The 17683-nt window shown below is 59.0% G+C and carries 16 protein-coding genes and 2 pseudogenes; 7 read left to right on the forward strand and 11 right to left on the reverse strand.

Annotated elements, in window-relative coordinates; all coding sequences use genetic code 11:
* Positions 1-66: 66 nt before the first annotated feature.
* From KW849_RS05050 to KW849_RS05065, 4 genes are all read right to left on the reverse strand, one after another.
* Entirely contained in the window at positions 67-705 is a 639-nt protein-coding gene (locus tag KW849_RS05050) for an aldolase (RefSeq protein ID WP_218428259.1), read from the reverse strand.
* Positions 706-713: 8 nt separating this feature from the next.
* Positions 714-2012 (reverse strand): 3-oxo-tetronate kinase, encoded by a 1299-nt coding sequence (gene otnK, locus KW849_RS05055; protein ID WP_218428261.1) that lies wholly within the window; start codon positions 2010-2012, stop codon positions 714-716.
* Positions 2013-2022: 10 nt separating this feature from the next.
* The gene (gene ltnD / locus KW849_RS05060) at positions 2023-2928 is read right to left on the reverse strand and encodes an L-threonate dehydrogenase (protein ID WP_218428263.1); all 906 of its coding nucleotides are present in this window, start codon (positions 2926-2928) and stop codon (positions 2023-2025) included.
* Between the two features lie 233 nt (positions 2929-3161).
* Entirely contained in the window at positions 3162-3383 is a 222-nt protein-coding gene (locus KW849_RS05065) for a hypothetical protein (RefSeq protein ID WP_218428265.1), read from the reverse strand.
* A 102-nt stretch (positions 3384-3485) separates the two neighbouring features.
* On the opposite strand from KW849_RS05065, the gene KW849_RS05070 reads away from it, so the two are divergent.
* Complete coding sequence (locus tag KW849_RS05070; protein WP_218428268.1) at positions 3486-4658, forward strand: DUF1624 domain-containing protein; 1173 nt, start codon at positions 3486-3488, stop codon at positions 4656-4658.
* 237 nt (positions 4659-4895) lie between these two features.
* Here KW849_RS05070 and KW849_RS05075 read toward each other — a convergent pair whose 3' ends face one another.
* The 3 genes and pseudogenes from KW849_RS05075 to KW849_RS05085 form a co-directional block, all read right to left on the reverse strand.
* Entirely contained in the window at positions 4896-6293 is a 1398-nt protein-coding gene (locus KW849_RS05075; protein WP_218428270.1) for an LLM class flavin-dependent oxidoreductase, read from the reverse strand.
* 35 nt (positions 6294-6328) lie between these two features.
* A pseudogene (locus KW849_RS05080) lies at positions 6329-7033 on the reverse strand (amino acid ABC transporter permease); the annotation flags it as partial.
* Between the two features lies 1 nt (position 7034).
* Positions 7035-7685 (reverse strand): annotated as a pseudogene (locus KW849_RS05085) (transporter substrate-binding domain-containing protein); the annotation flags it as partial.
* Positions 7686-7934: 249 nt separating this feature from the next.
* On the opposite strand from KW849_RS05085, the gene KW849_RS05090 reads away from it, so the two are divergent.
* Entirely contained in the window at positions 7935-8390 is a 456-nt protein-coding gene (locus tag KW849_RS05090; RefSeq protein WP_218428272.1) for a glycine zipper 2TM domain-containing protein, read from the forward strand.
* Positions 8391-8471: 81 nt separating this feature from the next.
* Here the strand turns inward: KW849_RS05090 and KW849_RS05095 are convergent, their stop codons facing one another.
* The gene (locus KW849_RS05095) at positions 8472-9389 is read right to left on the reverse strand and encodes a pirin family protein (protein ID WP_218428275.1); all 918 of its coding nucleotides are present in this window, start codon (positions 9387-9389) and stop codon (positions 8472-8474) included.
* 119 nt (positions 9390-9508) lie between these two features.
* Between KW849_RS05095 and KW849_RS05100 the strand changes: the two genes are divergently transcribed.
* The 3 genes from KW849_RS05100 (at position 9509) to KW849_RS05110 (ending at position 12511) form a co-directional block, all read left to right on the forward strand.
* Positions 9509-10420 carry a LysR family transcriptional regulator gene (locus tag KW849_RS05100; RefSeq protein ID WP_218428277.1) on the forward strand — a complete coding sequence of 304 codons (912 nt, stop codon included), beginning with the start codon at positions 9509-9511 and terminating at the stop codon, positions 10418-10420.
* A gap of 91 nt (positions 10421-10511) precedes the next feature.
* The gene (locus KW849_RS05105; protein WP_108215676.1) at positions 10512-11327 is read left to right on the forward strand and encodes an AraC family transcriptional regulator; all 816 of its coding nucleotides are present in this window, start codon (positions 10512-10514) and stop codon (positions 11325-11327) included.
* A gap of 113 nt (positions 11328-11440) precedes the next feature.
* On the forward strand, positions 11441-12511 hold the full coding sequence (locus KW849_RS05110) for a low specificity L-threonine aldolase (RefSeq protein ID WP_218428279.1): 1071 nt from the start codon (positions 11441-11443) through the stop codon (positions 12509-12511).
* A gap of 334 nt (positions 12512-12845) precedes the next feature.
* Here KW849_RS05110 and KW849_RS05115 read toward each other — a convergent pair whose 3' ends face one another.
* Positions 12846-13286: a DoxX family protein gene (locus tag KW849_RS05115; protein WP_218428282.1), complete on the reverse strand. Its 441-nt coding sequence runs from the start codon at positions 13284-13286 to the stop codon at positions 12846-12848.
* A 195-nt stretch (positions 13287-13481) separates the two neighbouring features.
* On the opposite strand from KW849_RS05115, the gene KW849_RS05120 reads away from it, so the two are divergent.
* A complete protein-coding gene (locus KW849_RS05120) occupies positions 13482-14399 on the forward strand; it encodes a LysR family transcriptional regulator (RefSeq protein WP_218428284.1) in 918 nt (305 codons plus the stop codon).
* Positions 14400-14414: 15 nt separating this feature from the next.
* On the opposite strand, the gene KW849_RS05125 is transcribed toward KW849_RS05120, so the two are convergent.
* Positions 14415-14873 (reverse strand): helix-turn-helix domain-containing protein, encoded by a 459-nt coding sequence (locus KW849_RS05125; protein WP_108215681.1) that lies wholly within the window; start codon positions 14871-14873, stop codon positions 14415-14417.
* A 135-nt stretch (positions 14874-15008) separates the two neighbouring features.
* Between KW849_RS05125 and KW849_RS05130 the strand changes: the two genes are divergently transcribed.
* Complete coding sequence (locus KW849_RS05130; protein ID WP_218428287.1) at positions 15009-16241, forward strand: MFS transporter; 1233 nt, start codon at positions 15009-15011, stop codon at positions 16239-16241.
* 185 nt (positions 16242-16426) lie between these two features.
* Here the strand turns inward: KW849_RS05130 and KW849_RS05135 are convergent, their stop codons facing one another.
* On the reverse strand, positions 16427-17377 hold the full coding sequence (locus KW849_RS05135) for a LysR family transcriptional regulator (protein WP_256357107.1): 951 nt from the start codon (positions 17375-17377) through the stop codon (positions 16427-16429).
* Between the last annotated feature and the right edge of the window lie 306 nt (positions 17378-17683).

Consider the following 17683-nt stretch of genomic DNA (forward strand, 5'->3'; position numbering starts at 1 on the left):
TCGAGAGTCCCTGTGCGTCTCCCGGGCAGAGCCTGTGTTATCGATCTGTCGTGTTACGCCCGCGCGTTACCAGTGCGCACCGAAGGTCTCTCGCAGCTCGTCCAGCGCCGCCTGATTCAGCGGTTCCGGCTTGGGATTGCTCATCAGCCAGAGTCGCGCGGTTTCCTCGAGTTCTTCCAGGGCGTAGCTGGCCCTCGAGACCGAACTCTCCCAGACCACCGGACCCAGCCGCTCGAGCATCACCCCGCGAACGCTATTGGCCAGCAGTGCGACCTGTTCGGCAACCTTCGGCGAACCGGGTCGCTGGTAGGCAATCAACGGGATATGCCCGACTTTCATGACCTGATACGGCGTCAGTGGCGGCAGAATGTCGTTCGCCTGCCAGACACCGGCGAGCGTCAACGCCACCAGATGGGTGGAGTGGGTATGCACCACGCCGCCGACATTCGGGTTGCGGTCATAGACCTGGCGATGCAACGCCAGGGTCTTTGAAGGTTTGTCACCGGACACCCATTCGCCGGCCAGATTGACCTTGGCGATGGTCGCTGGATCGAGGCGCCCTAGGCACACATCCGTCGGCGTGATCAACCAGCCGTCATCCAGGCGCGCGCTGATATTGCCGGCGCTGCCGACGGTGTATCCGCGCTGGTACAGGCTGTGGCCAACCTCACAGATTTCTTCGCGCAAGGCGTTCTCGTTGCTCATTGCGCAGCTCATTGTGCACCCCCGGCCCGGGCGAGTTGGTTCAAGGCTTTACTGAAGAAATCCCGACCACCGAAGTTGCCCGACTTGAGAGCCAGCGCCAAAGGTTCGTCGGTATTGCTGACGGTCGCCGGTACACCCGGATCGATCTGCGCACCGATTTGCAGCAGCTGCACGCCCAATGCCTGGACCACAGCGCCCGAGGTTTCCCCGCCGGCAATCACGAAGCGGCGCACGCCGCTCTGGCGCAGACCCTGGGCAATTTCGCCAAAGGCGTTTTCCACCAGACTGCCAGCCTGCTCGACGCCCAGTTGCAGTTGCACCGACTTGACCTCATCCGGTGAGCAGGTGGCGTAGATCAATACGGTTTGCTCGTTATCACGGGCGAAGGTCAAGGCTTGCGCCACCACCGGTTCCCCCGCCGCCAAGGCCAACGGATCAATCCGCAACGCTGGCCGGCCGGCTTCGAGCCAGGCGGCCACTTGTCCATTGGTGGCGATTGAAGCACTGCCGGCCAACACCACTTCCCCGCCGGACACTGCCGGAAGTTTCGAGGCGTCGAGATCACGCAGTTTGCCGGCCCGACGGAAATTTTCCGGCAAGCCCAGGGCCAGCCCCGAGCCACCCGTCAACAACGGCAGATCGGCGCAGGCGGCACCGAGGGTATACAGATCGCTGTCAGACAAGGCATCGGCAATCGCCATGCCGACACCTTGAGCCCTCAGCTCAGCGATGCGCGCACGCACCTGCTCAGCGCCGCGGGCAACGGTGTCGTAGCGCAACAGGCCGACATTCAGGCGGGTTTGCGATTGCAGCACGCGAACCAGGTTGGCATCGGTCATCGGCGTCAACGGGTGGTTCTGCATGCCCGACTCGCTGAGCAGCTGATCCTGCACAAACAAGTGACCGCGAAAGATCGTCCGGCCATTCTCCGGGAATGCCGGGCACGCCAGGGTAAAGTCGCTACCCAGAGCGGCCAGCAGTGCTTCGCTGACCTGGCCGATATTGCCGGCCGCGGTGGAGTCGAACGTCGAGCAATATTTGAAAAAGATCTGCTCGCAGCCTTGCTCGCGCAGCCAGGCCAGCGCCGCGAGGGACTGCTCGACTGCTTCGGCGACTGGTGTGGTGCGAGACTTCAGGGCAATGACGATCGCATCGGCATCAAGCCCTGCAGCCACTTGTGCGCTAGGGATGCCAATGCTTTGCACGGTGCGCATACCGCCGCGCACCAGCATGTTGGCAAGGTCCGTGGCGCCGGTGAAATCGTCGGCGATGCAGCCCAGCAGCGGGCGTGCGGTGGAGGTAGTCATGGGGTGTTCCTCAAACAGGCTCAGGCTTGGCAGTCGGCAATTCGATGCCCGGGAAAATCTTGATCACCGCCGAGTCGTCCTCACGGCCGAAGCCGGCACTGGAGGCCTGCATGAACATCTGGTGGGCGGTGGCCGACAGCGGCAGCGGGAATTTGCTGGCCCGGGCGGTATCCAGCACCAGGCCCAGGTCCTTGACGAAAATATCTACCGCGGACAACGGCGTGTAGTCCGCCTTGAGAATGTGCGGCACGCGGTTTTCGAACATCCAGGAGTTACCGGCACTGTGGGTGATCACCTCATACAGCGCATCGGCATCGACCCCTTCACGCAGGCCCAGCGCCATGGCTTCGGCAGAAGCGGCAATATGTACACCCGCCAGAAGCTGGTTGATGATCTTGACCTTCGACCCCAGGCCATGGACGTCACCCAGGCGATACACCTTGCCGGCCATGCCAGCGAGGATCGACTCAGCCTTGACATAGGCGTCGGCCGGGCCCGAGGTCATCATGGTCATCTCGCCAGCGGCAGCCTTGGCCGCGCCACCGGAAATCGGTGCATCCAGATACAGCAGGCCCTTTGCTGCCAGACGCTGACCAAGATCCACGGCGTAAGTCGGAGCGACAGTGGCGCAGCCGATCACCAGGCTGCCCGGCCGCAGAGAGGCCACGGCCCCACCCTCACCAAACAATACGGTCTCGGTCTGCTCGGCGTTGACCACCACGGTAATGATCACGTCACACTCAGCGGCCATGTGCGACGGTGACAGGCAAGCCACACCGCCCTCCCCGGCGAACTGCTCTGTTACGGCAGTGCGCACATCACAGGCATGCACATTAAAACCGCTGCGCAACAACGAGCGGGCAATGCCCAGCCCCATCGCGCCCAGACCGACCACACCGACATTCTTGTTATTCATGGGGTACTCCAGAGGAAAGCAGCGACTGCTTGAACGCCTGCAAGGCACAGACGTTGGCCGCGTTGTGAATAAGGCAGCGGTAGACAGCATCAGCACCACGCGGATAAGCCCGCCAAGGGGCGCTGTGATTCAGGACGTGAGTCGGGATCTCATCGAACATCAAGGCAATCCCGTTTTTGTCGTGTTATCAGGTTGTCATACCGGCTGATGAAGATCATCTACCAGTGATCAGATTATGTGAAGTATTTTTTATCAATAACATTTTTTAACACGACGTTCGCCACGCAGAAAAGAAGAGATGCTTCACTGGCCTCGGCCAGCCGGCGAACTGGGTCGTGGTCGATAGCCTGAGTCTTGAGGACGGTGTGATGGTCGAACACTGGGATGTGATTCAGGATGAGGCGACGCGCGAAGGTTCCGCCGGGGGTGCCCTGTGCTGAACAGCTATCACGCAATGAAGCGGTCGCCTTTGATGAAAGTGTTATGTTATAACTTTTGTAAATATACGCTGCCAGTCACCCCTGGCAGAACCATCCACTCCCTGCCTGCGACATTCGATGACAATTTCTACTCACATCCCGACTATCACACGCTTGAACCAACGCCTGCTGTCCATTGATGCCCTGAGGGGATTGGTAATCCTGCTTATGCTGTTGGATCACGTGCGCGAAACGTTCTTTTTGCACCGTCAGGTAACAGACCCGATGGACATCGAATCCACTGAGCCGGCGCTATTTTTCAGCCGCACACTTGCCCATTTGTGTGCCCCGGTTTTCATACTGCTCACTGGACTTTCCGCTTGGCTGTACGGCCAAAAGCACCAGGGCAAGGGCGATGTGTCAGCCTTTTTATTCAAGCGCGGTCTGTTCCTGGTACTGCTGGAGTTCACCCTGGTGAATTTCGCCTGGACATTTCAGTTCCCACCTGCGGCAATTTACATGCAAGTGATCTGGGCCATTGGCATCTGCATGATTGCCCTGGCCGGACTGGTCTGGTTACCCAGGCCCATTCTGTGCTGCCTGGGTCTGGTGGTCGTGGCCGGGCACAACCTGCTGGATAATGTGCACTTCGCGCCGGGCTCGCCAATGCATATACCTTGGGCGATTCTGCATGATCGCGGCTGGATCGAATTCTCCGACAGCTTGCGTCTGCGCACCTCTTACCCTGTACTGCCATGGATCGGTGTGATCGCCCTTGGATACAGTATCGGCCCTTGGTTCGCTGGCCAGGTTTTGGCCGCGCAGCGTCAACGTGCTCTGCTAGTTGCAGGGGCCGGGACATTGATCGGATTTGTCGCATTGCGAGCCGTCAATGGTTATGGCGAGGTGCATTGGGTCGCCCATGAAGGCATCACGCAAACCCTCATGAGCTTCTTCAACATCACAAAATACCCACCTTCCCTGCTGTTCCTTGCGCTGACCTTGGGCATCGGCCTGTTGCTGCTCCGTGCCCTGGAACGGTCGCAACAACGCAAGTGGGTCAATGCATTGGCAGTCTTTGGCGCGGCGCCGATGTTCTTCTACTTGCTCCACCTTTACGTACTCAAGGCGCTGTATCTGGTCGGCGTGGCGTTGTTCGGATTGAACCAGGGGGATTTTTTCGGTTTCGACAGCATTTTGGCGGTGTGGCTGACGGCGGTGCTCCTGGCTTTATCCCTGTATTTACCCGTGCGCTGGTTCGCGGCATTGAAGGCACGCCGTCGTGATATCGGATGGCTCAAATACTTTTGATCAGGATCATTTGCTCACAAAAGGGGCCCTAGGAGAGTGCCCATGGAGAGTAATGCCGATCAGTTAAGCCGAGACACTGAACCCGTGGCGAGGGAGCTTGCTCCCGCTGGGCAGCGAAGCGGCCCCAACAAATGGGCCTGCTACGCAGTCCAGCGGGAGCAAGCTCCCTCGCCACGGGTTAATCAGCGCTGGTCGAGCCCTTAACTGACTGGCATTACTCCGGGAGAGCCCTTTTTTCTAGACTGTCCCGTCCTGAGAACCTTTATCAAAGCGAAATGAGGCGCCGTAAGCAGTATCAGGCAAATGGTTAGCGCCATCGTCCCGTAACCGCGAACGGAAAGTCCCGCTCTGTGGCTGGGTGCGATACAAGCCACGTTTTTGCAGTTCGGGAATGATCAGTTCAACGAAGTCCTCAAGGCTGCCCGGGCTGATCAGCGGGTTGAGCATATAGCCGCTGGTGCCGGAAATACGGGCGTGCTCTTCGATCCGGTCGGCCACTTGTTGCGGCGTTCCCACCAGAATCAGATCACTGCCCCGGGTCACCTTGGCAAAGCGCTGTTTGACATCGCCGGCGGTCAAGGGCTTGCCACTGCCATCAGGCCGCATCACATAGGAGGTCATGCCTTCGGTGTGAGTGGACAACGCGTCGCCGTCCGCGTAGCGGCTGATGTCGATACCGGTATCACCGGCATAACTGACCAGTTGTGCCTGCAAGTGGTAGTTGCTTTGCAGTTCGTCATATTTGCGTTGGGCTTCGATCTCGGTCCTGGCCGTGACGATGCGCAGTACGGTCAGTGATTTGACATCACCGGCGTGACGCCCCCGCGCCCTGGCCTGCGTCCATATATCTTCCAATCCCTGGCGAATCTCCAGCGGGTTGGACTTGGCGATGAAAATCAGTTCGGCGTGCTTGGCCGCAAACTCGCGACCTCGGCCGGACCAACCGGCCTGGATCAGCAACGGAGTGCGTTGCGGTGACGGGGACGTCAAATGCGGCCCGGCCACCCGGTAATGCTCGCCGACATGATTGATCGGTCGCACGCGATCGCCCTTGGCATAGACCTGGCGAGACTTGTCGGCCACCACGGCGTCATTTGCCCAGCTGCCTTCCCAGAGCTTGTAAACCACATCGAGAAATTCATCGGCGCGTTCATAGCGATCATCGTGCCTGATCATCTGCTCCAGGCCGAAATTGCGGGCGGCACTGGTCAGGTAGGAGGTGACGATGTTCCACCCGACCCGGCCATTGGTCAGGTGATCCAGCGTGCTGAAGCGCCGGGCGTGGGTGAAAGGATGCTCGTAACTGGTGGTGACAGTGACGCCGAAGGCGAGGTTTTCCGTCACGGCGGCCAATGCCGGGATGATCATCAACGGATCGTTGGCCGGTGCTTCCACTGCCCACTTCATCGCTGCGTCGGCATTACCGCCAAACACATCGTAGAAACCCAGCACATCACCAAAAAACAGCATGTCCAGATGAGCCTGGTCGGCGATGCGTGCCAGGTTCGACCAGTAGCCCAGCGAGTTGATGGTCAGTCGTTCGTCAGCCGGGTGCGTCCAGAGGCTTGGCGCGCCGCCACAGCCAACACTGGCTTGCTCGTATAACGCAAACAACAGAGGTTTTGGATCGGACATCGTAGTACCTGTAAAAAAGTCATTAAACGGGCGGATTAGCGCTGATGCTTGAAACCCTTGCCGTAGTGGCGTTCAAGACGGTTCTGTATCAGCTCCAGTCCAATGGACAGGAGCCAGTAGATAACGGCTGCGGTGGTGAGCATTTCGATGTAGCGGTAGGACGAGCGACCGTATGACTGCGCCAGGAACATCACTTCCCAGACGCCCATCACCGATATCAACGAGGAGTCCTTGAGCATTGAAATGAACTGACTGGTTGTCGGTGGAATGATCGTGCGCATGGCTTGCGGCAGGACGATGTGCAGGAACGTTGCCGCCGGCCCCAGACCCAGCGCCATCGCCGCTTCGCGCTGCCCGGGTGCCACAGCGATGATGCCGGCACGAAAAATCTCGCTGAGGTAGGCACCGTAATTGAGCGACAGCGCAATGATCCCGGCGCTGATGGCGCCCGGAACGACACCCAGCTGCGGCAGACCCAGGTAGATCAGCAGAATTTGAATCAGCAGTGGAGTACCGCGAAAAAAAGACGCATAGAAACTGGCAATGCCGAAAGCCACTGCACTGCGAGACAGGCGCGCCAGCGCCGTCACGAAGCCAAGGAGCAACGAAAGCCAGATCGAACAGAAGCACAAGAACAGCGTCAGCGCGGCGCCCTGCAAGAAACCGTCAGGCCCCAAATGCAGGCCGACCAGGTTGGGCAGCTTCTGCACAATGATCGAGAACTTCAGATCGAAGCTCATGAGGATCCTGGGCGATGCGTTCGCGAGCAGTGATCAGGTTGGTGACCATGGCATCCAGGCGCACGCCCGTGCCCAAGGCCAGATCCTGGAAGGCCACGGTTTCGTTGTCGTATGGCGCGACCTGGACGCTTTCGAATGGATAGCTCAACGGCTTGTCCTCGGCGCCCTCGATCAGCAGATCCTTGTTCAGATAGGCTTCATAGGTCGAGGCACTGATCACACCGACTTTTTTACCTGACAGATCCTTGCCCGTGACAATGTGCGGGTCCTTGGCATTCACCACGATCACGGCCGGGGACTGGTAATACTCCACCGGGAAGTCGAACACTTCGGCCCGTGCCTTGCTCGGGGTCATCGAGCAGACGCAGATGTCATATCGACCGTTCCAGTGTCCGGCAGCGATGACATCCCAGGACGGTGTTTGCAGCTTCAGCTTCACCCCTAGCCGTTGCGCAACGGCCTTGGCGACATCCACGTCAAACCCGTCCAGCTGGTTCTGTTCATTGAGAAAGGAGAATGGCGGATAGCTTTCCATCAGAACGCCGGTCAGCTCCCCGCTGCTGGTTACGCGATCCAGAGTGGCGCCAGCGAAAGCCGTCGAGCATGTCGCCAGTAATCCCAAGCCAAAAGGTAAAAGCGCCTTAGTGTTCACAGACAATTGCTCCAATCGATTCAAAATACTGAATAGATTAAAACGCACTATAAAAATAGCTTGTACTTCCTTTATGGAATATTCGACTACGTTCAAGCTATATCGGATCGAGCGGTCCAGGCGCTTGCACCGCAGCCCTTTAGTGGCAAACGCTTTGCGCAGCCAAACAACCGAGCGAATCAGGCATTTTCGTCTAACGTGAGTGGATGCGTTTGCATGATCCACTTCCTCTAAAAATGGAGTTTGACGATGAAAACTATCGCTTCCTGGCTGACGATTACGCTTTTTGGTGTTGTGCTTGGCGGCTGTGCCGCGGTTGGCGCCGGGAGCGGAGGCGCTGGCGAGATGGAAATTCGTTCGGGGAAAATCGAGCAGATTACACAGACCCAGATGCAGACCAATCACGATAGCGGTGTCGGCGCCATAATGGGCGGTATTGGCGGTCTGGCCCTGGGAAGCCTGATCGGCCACGGTACCGGCCGGGATGTGGCGATGGTCGCCGGTGCCCTGGCTGGCGCGGCGGGCGGCAATTACGCCGAAAAGAAAAAATATGATCAGCCCGTGGACGCGCAGCAGATCATCGTTCGCACCCACAGCGGCGTACTGGTTCAGGTGACCCAGCCGATCAACCCGGGGCTGAAAAACGGCATGAACGTTTATGTCGAGGGTTCCGGAAACGAAGCGCGGGTGGTGCCACAAGGTTAGCGGTAGCGACTGGACGTTGCTCCGCCGCCCCATGATCCATGACTGCGCGCAATCCTGACTCGAATGGCGCGCGGTCATGGGCTACTTGAATACCGGTACGCTGGCTGACCCGTTGGGCTTTTTCAGGTACTCACGCAACCGAACGCCAATCTCGGCAATTTTCGCCTCTCCCGCACGCAAGGCTTGCGGGTTGGTGTGCACCGAGTAATTTCCCAGCGCCAGATCATAGGGATGAGGTGCGGCTGAACCGATCACGAAGACCGTGTCTTTTTGCAGCGCCTTGAGCGTCACGGCGCCGTTGCCAGGTTCGAAGATGGCCATCTCTCCTGCGTTGACCAGGCCTGGTGCAGACAAAGCGCCGCGGCTGACACTCAACCACAACGACTCATGTTCGCCAGGTGGAACATAAGTCCAGGATTCCCCGGCACGTAGCGTGACCAGCAGATAATTCATTCCGGCGGGGGCACGGACCGGGCTCTGGACACCCTGGTACGTGCCGAGAATCAACCGCGCCGGCCCGACTTCAGGCATCACGCCTGACTCCAGGTATTGACTGTCGACACTGGCGTTTTCCAACTCGGGCGGTAGTGCAACCCACAGTTGAAAACCCTGAATTCGTTTCGATGTGCACACCGACATTTCCTTGCCGTGCCAGACCCCGCCTGCGGCACGCATCCATTCGACACCGCCGTAGTCAATCATCCCCGTGCCCGAATCCACATCCTCGAAGCGCAAATTACCTTCGGTGATGACGGTGACGGTGGCGATTCCCGAGTGCGGGTGCATTGGCATGCCGTTGATCAGTGAGCTCTCACCTTCAAACAGATCCAGGAAAACGAACGGCTTGATCAAATGGCCCAGATCCGAAGGACTCATCAGCCGGACAATCGCGCCATGCCCGCTGCCTGTGGTGCGATAGCTGATTGCGCGCTCAGTTCCGGTTTCGCGTGCAGCGCCAGGATCCGTTGCGATGTGACGTGGTTGCTGAAGGTTCATCATGATCACTCGAAGTGGGAAGCCTCGCGGCCTGATACCTCAAACAATAGAGCGGGACCGATTGCTTTATTAGTCGATACAATTGGATTGCACTCGTCCACTATCGACAGGAATTAACGGTCATGCTCGACCTCAATGACATCGCGATGTTTGTGCAGGTAGTCCGCTGCGGCAGCTTTGCAGAGGCGGCGAGACGGCTGGGCATGCCGCCCAATACCGTGAGTCGTCGCATCCAGCAACTCGAGGTGCATCTCGACACGCGTCTGCTGCAACGCTCTACCCGCAAACTCACGCTCACCAATGCTGGCCAGGACTTCCATGAGCGTTGTGCAGGCGCAGTCGACGGCTTGCTCGAAGCCGGACAGGCGTTGATAACGGGTAATAACGAGCCCAATGGCCTGGTGCGTGTGGCGGCTCCAGCCGACTTCTTCGACTTCTTCCAGATGGACTGGGTGACCGGGTTTCTCGCCGCGTATCCACGCGTGAGGCTCGACTTCATGCTCAGCGATGCGAAGGCCGACTTGATCGCAGAGAAGATCGACGTCGCGTTTCGCGGCGGCGCCTTGCGCGATTCCGGTTTTGTCGGGCGTCAGATCCTTGACCCGCGCAGCGTCGGGATGGTCGCAAGCCCCGCCTACATTGCCGCGCACGGCGCACCCCGCACGCTGCAGGACCTGGTGAACCACGATTGTGTGATCTCAGCGCAACCCGGCGGCTACGCCACATGGCGCTTGATCGGCCCGCAGGGTGAGGAGGAAGTGCAGGTCAGTGGGCGCTTCAGTGGCAATACCGCACAGGCACTGCGCAGGGCCGCCGTGGCCGGCCTCGGCATCGCGCTACTGCCGCCGGTGATGTCCAGGCTCGATGTTCAGGCCGGTGTGCTTGTCCCGGTGCTGGCGCAATACCAGCCTAAAGGCTATGGCCTGAACGTGCTGTATCCAAGCCGACGACAGTTGCCGCTTGCGGTATCGGCCTTCATCGAGCTGGTGATCGAGAAGTTGAATGCGTCGCACGCGCCAGAGGTGCACTCGTAGCGAGCAGCAGTCGATGCCCATGGATCTATTGCGCTGGTGGCCCTAGACTTTGCAGTCCCCTGCCCTCCTCGCCGATTGTTGAACGGGTTTCATGACTGAGCATGCCAAGTACCATCACGTATCCGACGTACCAGGCCTGGTGCTGGGGTCCGCTCGCTTTGTTGACACCGGTTTCGATCGCCATTACCACCTCGATTTCCACGTTGGTTTGGTCACCGAAGGCATCCAGCGTCATCGATCCAAAGGCGAGTCGTATCTTTTAGGTCCGGGAAGGATTGCCCTGATGCCGCCGGGTGAAATCCACGATGGTGTGCCCGAGGGTGGCGACGCTTATACGCTCAAGACATTCCGTCTGTCCCAGGTGCTGGTCGCGAGTCTGACCGAGGAGATCAGCGGTCAACCGAGAGAACTTGAATTGACCGGTGTGTTGCTGGAAGACGCAGGGCTTGCCGGTAACCTGCGCGGGTTGCATGACGCGATGCAGCAGGCCGTTGGGCCAGGCAGCCTGGCGGTACAGACGCAATGGATCACCCTCCTTGAACACCTGTTGAGCCAGTCACGGGCGACCAGGCCCGAAACGATTACGGGCACACTATCTCCCCTGCAATGGTCTCGCGTCAGGGACTATTGTTTCAGCCACATCGATCAGCGAATCACCCTCGATGATCTCGCTGGCCTGTGCGGGTTGGGCCGGTTCCCGTTCCTTAAACAGTTCAAGCGGACCATCGGCATGACGCCGCACGCATGGCTGCTTCGCCTGCGTCTTGAACGGGCTTGTGGCCTGCTATCGCGCAGCGGGCAACCGATCATCGAGGTCGCCCACGCTGTCGGCTTTTACGATCAAAGCCATTTCAACCGCGCCTTTCGACAGGCATTCGGCGTCGCACCCTCGCGCTACAGAACATAGGGCGTCGGCCATCAGGCGACCGTCAATTTTTTACAAGCGCGACAACCTTCCCTCTCCATAGGATGCGCCAATACGGGCGAAACACCTTCGCCTGCGCAGCCGAGAAATGGATGATGAACGGTGAAACAAACAGACCGCCCGCGCTGGGTTTTTCAAGTGACAACATCGCTGGCGCATCGCCGGAGGTGGCACAAGCCATCGTGAAACACAGCACGGGCCAGGCCAGCCCCTATGGAACAGACGCGTTGACGGCGCAGGTCCAGCGCAAGTTCTGTGAGATCTTCGAGCGTGACGTAGAGGTCTTTCTGGTGCCCACCGGCACCGCCGCCAACGGCTTGTGCCTGAGCACCATGACGCCGTCCTGGGGTAACATCTATTGCCACCCGGCCAGTCATATCAACAACGATGAATGTGGCGCGCCGGAGTTCTTTTCCAACGGTGCGAAGCTGATGACCGTCGACGGCCCGGCGGCCAAGCTGGACATCGTCCGACTGCGCGAGCGGACTCGCGAAAAAGTCGGCGACGTACACACGACCCAGCCCGCCTGCGTCAGCATCACTCAGGCCACCGAAGTCGGCAGCATCTACACCCTGGACGAAATCGCAGCCATCGGTGACGTCTGCAAGTCATCTTCCCTTGGATTGCATATGGATGGCTCGCGATTTGCCAACGCCCTGGTGTCGCTTGGTTGCTCCCCGGCCGAGATGACGTGGAAGGCAGGCGTGGATGCCCTGTCGTTTGGAGCCACGAAGAATGGTGCACTGGCGGCGGAAGCCATCGTCCTGTTCAACACCTCGCTCGCAGCCGAAATGAATTACCGGCGCAAGCGCGCAGGCCATCTCTTTTCCAAGATGCGTTTCCTTTCGGCGCAGATCGACGCGTACCTGACCGACGACCTCTGGCTGCGCAATGCACACCAGGCCAACGCTGCGGCCCAGCGCCTGGCGCAGGGACTTGCCGGCCTGAGCGGCGTTGAAATGTTCGGTGGCACTGAGGCGAACATCCTGTTCTGTCGCCTGGACTCGGCAATCATCGAAGCACTGCTCAAGGCCGGGTTCGGCTTCTACCATGATCGCTGGGGACCCAACATCGTTCGCTTTGTCACCTCGTTCGCCACCACTGCCGAGGATGTCGATCACCTGTTGAATCAGGTGCGGCGAGCGCTTGATCGTGTACACGAGTAACGGGTAGCAAAGCTACTCATTTCCCAAACGTAAAACTTCAGGTTCTTCACGCAATCCCGGGAAGAATCAAAAAAACGTGGGCACGCTCCCCTGTAGGAGCTGGCTTGCCAGCGAAGGTCGTTAACGATAACGCGTATTTTCTGTCTAAACGCGGCGGTCTTGAGTCCATCGCGAGCAAGCTCGCTCCTACAGGTTCCCGGAATTCCGTGAAGAACCAAACTTCAGGACTGCCGTATTTGTACAAACATATGGCATTCATGGAGGTCTCGACTTTTGAAAAGGAAGGGAGAAAAGCATTGCGCTGCGAGGGACCAGCCTTCGCAGCGCGGGGGGATCAACGACGGCGCGCGTCGAGGCTGAAGCGACCGGCACCAAAGGCCACGACCTGCAGCAGGCCACCGGCCATCGCGATGTTCTTGAAGAAGTGGATGAACTGGTTCTGATCGCCCAGTGCGTTATGGAACGCCAGTGCGGTGAACACGCTGAACACTGCCAGGACGGCGGCAACGGTACGGGTGCGATAACCGGCGATCAATGCCAGACCACCGCCGATCTCGACAACGATCGCCAGCGCCAATGCCAATTGTGGAAGCGGAAGCCCGACCGAGCTGATGTAACCGACCATCATGGCCGGAGCTGCCAGTTTGGAAAAACCGGAAAGGATGAAGATTGCGCTGAGCAGTACGCGGCCGATCAACGAGGCCGAGGCTTGTGTCACGTCGGAACGGCTCTGTTCAGAGGTGGTTGTTTGAGCGATGTTTGCAGAAGTCGTCATGGGGTATTTCCTTCGATTGGGTGCGATTCGACAGGAACCGCCTGGGTGAGGAAATGTTGCCTTTCGTCAGCTAATCTGAATAGCTGGCTAATTTAGATCATTAGATTCGATAAATTAGAAAAGCAAACCCACGTAACCGATAAAGGAGTTCAATCGTGCAATTTGCCAAGCGACGTCTGATTCAAGGAAACAGACATGATCTCTGACCCGGGAACACCGACACTGGACCAACTGCGCGTGTTCCTGACGGTTGTGGAAGTCGGCAGTTTTGCGGCCGCCGCCAGAAAACTGCACCGCGCCACTTCGGTCATCAGCTACTCGATCGCCAACCTTGAAATGCAGCTCGGTGTGTCGCTATTCGACCGCCAGACAACCCGCAAACCCCAGCTCACCGATGCCGGTCGCACCGTGTTGGCCGAAGCCAGGACCATTGCCAACGGCATCCATGGACTACGCGCCAAGGTCAAAGGCTTGCTTCAGGGGCTCGAAGCCGAAGTCCACGTGGTGCTCGATGTCATGCTGCCCCCCGAGCGCGTGGTGGATGCACTCAAATCCTTTCGCGAAGAGTTCCCTACGGTTGCCCTGCACTTGCATATGGAAGCGCTCGGCGCCGTCACCGACCTGGTGATCAACGGTGGCGCGATCATCGGCGTCAGTGGCCCCATGAACGAGGGCATCGACGGTATCGAAAGAATCGGCGTCGGCAGTGTCGAGTTGATTCCGGTGGCGGCGCCGAATCATCCACTGGCTTCAAGCGACAGCAATGTTCCGGGCGCCGGGCGAGAGTTCACGCAACTGGTGCTGTCCGACCGCTCGCTGCTGACCAAGGACAAGGATTTCGCCGTCCTCAGCAACCGCACCTGGCGCCTGGCGGACTTGGGCGCCAAGCACATGCTGCTGCGTGAAGGCATTGGCTGGGGGAACATGCCCCGTCCGATGGTCGAGGAAGACCTGCAGGCCGGTCGGCTGGTACGTTTGAACTTGCCGGAATACCAGAGCGGGATTTATGCCTTTGACGTCATTTACCGCACCGATCTGCCACCGGGGCCGGCCGCGAGATGGCTGATCGAGCGATTCGTTCAACAAAGCTCGGCGCAGGAGGCATCTGCTTGAGGGTCACTTGTCGATTCACGACTCGTCGGCAACCACTCTCACTCTGTGGCAATCGGACGGCCCAAGTTTTTGACCGCTCAAGGAGCGAACCTCTATCGGCATCAGGGACTGGCCGAACGCATTGTCCAACAACACAGAACGGGTCTCTTCCCGCGTGAACAGGAAACGTTCGCCCCACTGCCTCATGCTGACCACCACCGGAAAGATCTCCCGTCCTTTCTCCGTCAGGACGTACTCCTTGTAGGCACTGCCATCAGAAGCCGGTTGAACGTCGAATACCCCGACCTCAACCAGCGCTTTCAGGCGCGATGCCAGGATGTTTTTGGCTACCCCCAGGCTTTTCTGGAATTCGCTGAATCGGCGAATGCCATCAAACGCGTCGCGAATGATCAAGAGCGACCATCGATCGCCAATGGCTTGCAGTGTTCGCGCTACCGGACATTCGCTGCTGTGCGATGAAGCGTCTTCGACCATCGTATTTACCTTTTGGATAAGGACTGCCAAGCCGGTCGTCCAATCTTGAGCAATGTGGTTGCAATTTGAAACCTGATTCGACAACAATTGCATCGAGTTTTTAATTGAAACCAGTTTAGCGCCACGGAGGCTCATGTGACAGCAGATGCCGACTCAGCCACCCAGCCTTTCGTCACGCAGGCTTCGGGACTTTCTCCATCACTCACGTTTTTATTTTCGGTCACTTGCGCGCTGGCAGTCGCCAACGTTTATTTCGCGCAGCCCTTACTCGACTCAATGGCTCAGAGCTTGGGTGTGGACTCATCCATGATCGGGTTTGTGGTGACGGCTACCCAGGTCGGTTACGCGCTGGGGTTGCTGTTTATCGTCCCGCTGGGCGACTTGTTGAGCCGTAAAGGGCTGATTCTGACTCAAGTGCTGCTGTCCGCGATTGCGCTGGCGGGGGTCGGCGCAGCACAGCAATGGTTGACCCTGTTAGGGGCCATGATCGTTGTGGGTTTGCTGGCCGTGATGGTTCAAGTGCTGGTGGCGTATGCCGCCGTGCTGGCAACACCGTCACAACGTGGTCAGGCCGTGGGAACCGTCACCAGCGGCATTGTCCTGGGCATACTTCTGGCGCGATTCACCTCCGGGCTGATCGCCGATCTGGCGGGCTGGCGCGCCGTGTATTTCGTTTCCTCGGGACTGATGCTGACCCTCGCGGCAGTGTTCTGGAAAGCCTTGCCTCCCGCAGTGACGCCACGTAGTCGATACACCTACCCGGCACTCATCCGCTCGCTCTTCACGCTGTTCATGACCGAGCCGGTCTTGCGCATCAGGGGCCTGCTGGCCTTACTGATCTTTGCCGCTTTTTCCGTGCTCTGGACGTCCATGGTGCTGCCGTTGAGCGCCCCGCCGCTGTCGCTTTCACACACAGCCATCGGCCTGTTTGGCCTGGCGGGTGTCGCTGGCGCCCTTGCGGCCAGAAGATCCGGTCGCTGGGCCGATCAAGGTATGGGGCAACGCGTTACGGGCATTTCGCTGGCGATCCTGACGCTGTCCTGGTTGCCCATCGCGTTTGCACAGTCGTCACTGATCGCGCTGGTTTGCGGGGTGCTTTTGCTCGACTTCGCCGTGCAAGCCGTACACGTCACCAACCAGAGCCTGATTTTCGCGGCACGACCCGACGCGCAAAGTCGCATGGTCGGTGCGTACATGTGCTTTTACTCGGTGGGCAGTGCACTGGGCGCTGCCGCCGCGACGCAGGTTTATGCGCTATGGGGCTGGATAGCCGTCAGCCTGCTGGGCGCTTCGATCAGTGCGACGGCCCTGGTGCTGTGGTTTTTTACGTTGCGATTCTCAACGATCCGCCAAGGAAGATCCGTATGAAAACCCGGCACCTCGCAGTTGTTCTTATCGTCTCGGGTCTTGGCGTCGGTTTGTATGGAATGCGCGCCCTCAATGCGGTGCTCAAGCGTTTTCAGCGATGCCCGTCGTGACAACTACGCGATCTGGAGACCTTCCGGGCACGGCTCAAGCGTGGGGTGTTTTCCGTGCTCAAGCTTTCGCCATTATCAGAGCGACGGCAGATAGGCCATCACGTGTGACTCGCCCATCAGTAGCGGGCGATTGAGATCCGCGCAGGCGCGCAGGTAGTCGGCTACCAAAGTGATCCGCTTGAGCTTGCGCAGGTCCTCGCTGTAGTACATCCAGAACTGTCGAGTGACCTCCACCTGATCCGGTAGCACTTCACACAGGCGCGGGTCGGGACCGGCGAGGAAGCAGGGCAGGATGGCCAGCGCGCGCCCTTCCAGCGCCGCATGGTACTGGGAGACTACGCTGGTGCTGCGCAGGCGGCTGTGCGCGCCGGGCAGCAGGTCGTTCAGGTAGAGCAGCTTGAAGCTGAAGGCCAGATCCTCGACATAAGTCACGAATGGGTGACCGGCCAGGTCCTCGCGACTGGCAATCGGCGAATGATTGGCCAGGTACTCCGGTGTCGCATACAGACGCAGACGGTAGTCGCACAGCCGCGAGCACACGTACGGACCGCGCTCAGGCCGCTCCAGGGTGATGGCAATGTCTGCCTCGCGCCGTGACAGGTTGACGAAATGCGGGACCGGCAGGATGTCCACGGAGATATGCGGATAGTGAATGATGAAGTGGCTCATCTGCGTGGTGACGAAACAGGAGCCGAAAGCTTCGGTACAGCCGATACGCAGGTGCCCGGCGAGCCCCCCGGTGGTTCCGCAAACCTGCTCGCAGGCTGCCAGCAGCGTACTTTCCAGCGTTTCGGCGTGACTGACCAGGCGCTGCCCCTCGACAGTCATGACGAAGCCCGACGCACGGGACTTCTCGAAAAGCAGCGCGCCAAGGCTTTGCTCAAGGGCGCGGATGCGCCGCGACACCGTGGTGTAGTCCACCCCCAAACGGCGCGCTGCGCCACTCGCGGTGCTTGCACGGGCGACCTCGAGAAAGAAACGCATATCGTCCCAATTCACGTGACTTTGCGTTGTGCGTTTTTGCATATTCATCAGGCTTTTCTGCCAATACATATTGGAAATTAGCCAACATATACTCGCATCCAGCCTGGTTTGACCAGCATCGTTTCTCAACCGGAAAGGCCCCGATTTCAACCAGGGCTAACGGCATGGATGCAGGGTAAAAAGCCTGCTTTCAAGCAGAAAACAGGCAGCTGCGCGGCAGCGCAATCACTGCCACCTTCGCGCCCGCCGAGGGCTCATACGGCGGGTTTCCTGTCGGCGCCACACCTGCCATTTCAACAGCCCCTCGCCTCCGGAAGATCGCCAGGGCAGCAACGACTCCAGCAGCAT

This window comes from Pseudomonas sp. PDM26, assembly GCF_019219185.1.
GTDB lineage: Bacteria > Pseudomonadota > Gammaproteobacteria > Pseudomonadales > Pseudomonadaceae > Aquipseudomonas.

Coding starts and splice junctions, on each gene's coding strand:
- KW849_RS05050 (WP_218428259.1), bottom strand. CDS start 705: ATGAGCAACGAGAACGCCTTGCGCGAAGAAATCTGTGAGGTTGGCCAC.
- otnK (WP_218428261.1), bottom strand. CDS start 2,012: ATGACTACCTCCACCGCACGCCCGCTGCTGGGCTGCATCGCCGACGAT.
- ltnD (WP_218428263.1), bottom strand. CDS start 2,928: ATGAATAACAAGAATGTCGGTGTGGTCGGTCTGGGCGCGATGGGGCTG.
- KW849_RS05070 (WP_218428268.1), top strand. CDS start 3,486: ATGACAATTTCTACTCACATCCCGACTATCACACGCTTGAACCAACGC.
- KW849_RS05075 (WP_218428270.1), bottom strand. CDS start 6,293: ATGTCCGATCCAAAACCTCTGTTGTTTGCGTTATACGAGCAAGCCAGT.
- KW849_RS05090 (WP_218428272.1), top strand. CDS start 7,935: ATGAAAACTATCGCTTCCTGGCTGACGATTACGCTTTTTGGTGTTGTG.
- KW849_RS05095 (WP_218428275.1), bottom strand. CDS start 9,389: ATGATGAACCTTCAGCAACCACGTCACATCGCAACGGATCCTGGCGCT.
- KW849_RS05100 (WP_218428277.1), top strand. CDS start 9,509: ATGCTCGACCTCAATGACATCGCGATGTTTGTGCAGGTAGTCCGCTGC.
- KW849_RS05105 (WP_108215676.1), top strand. CDS start 10,512: ATGACTGAGCATGCCAAGTACCATCACGTATCCGACGTACCAGGCCTG.
- KW849_RS05110 (WP_218428279.1), top strand. CDS start 11,441: ATGAACGGTGAAACAAACAGACCGCCCGCGCTGGGTTTTTCAAGTGAC.
- KW849_RS05115 (WP_218428282.1), bottom strand. CDS start 13,286: ATGACGACTTCTGCAAACATCGCTCAAACAACCACCTCTGAACAGAGC.
- KW849_RS05120 (WP_218428284.1), top strand. CDS start 13,482: ATGATCTCTGACCCGGGAACACCGACACTGGACCAACTGCGCGTGTTC.
- KW849_RS05125 (WP_108215681.1), bottom strand. CDS start 14,873: ATGGTCGAAGACGCTTCATCGCACAGCAGCGAATGTCCGGTAGCGCGA.
- KW849_RS05135 (WP_256357107.1), bottom strand. CDS start 17,377: ATGCAAAAACGCACAACGCAAAGTCACGTGAATTGGGACGATATGCGT.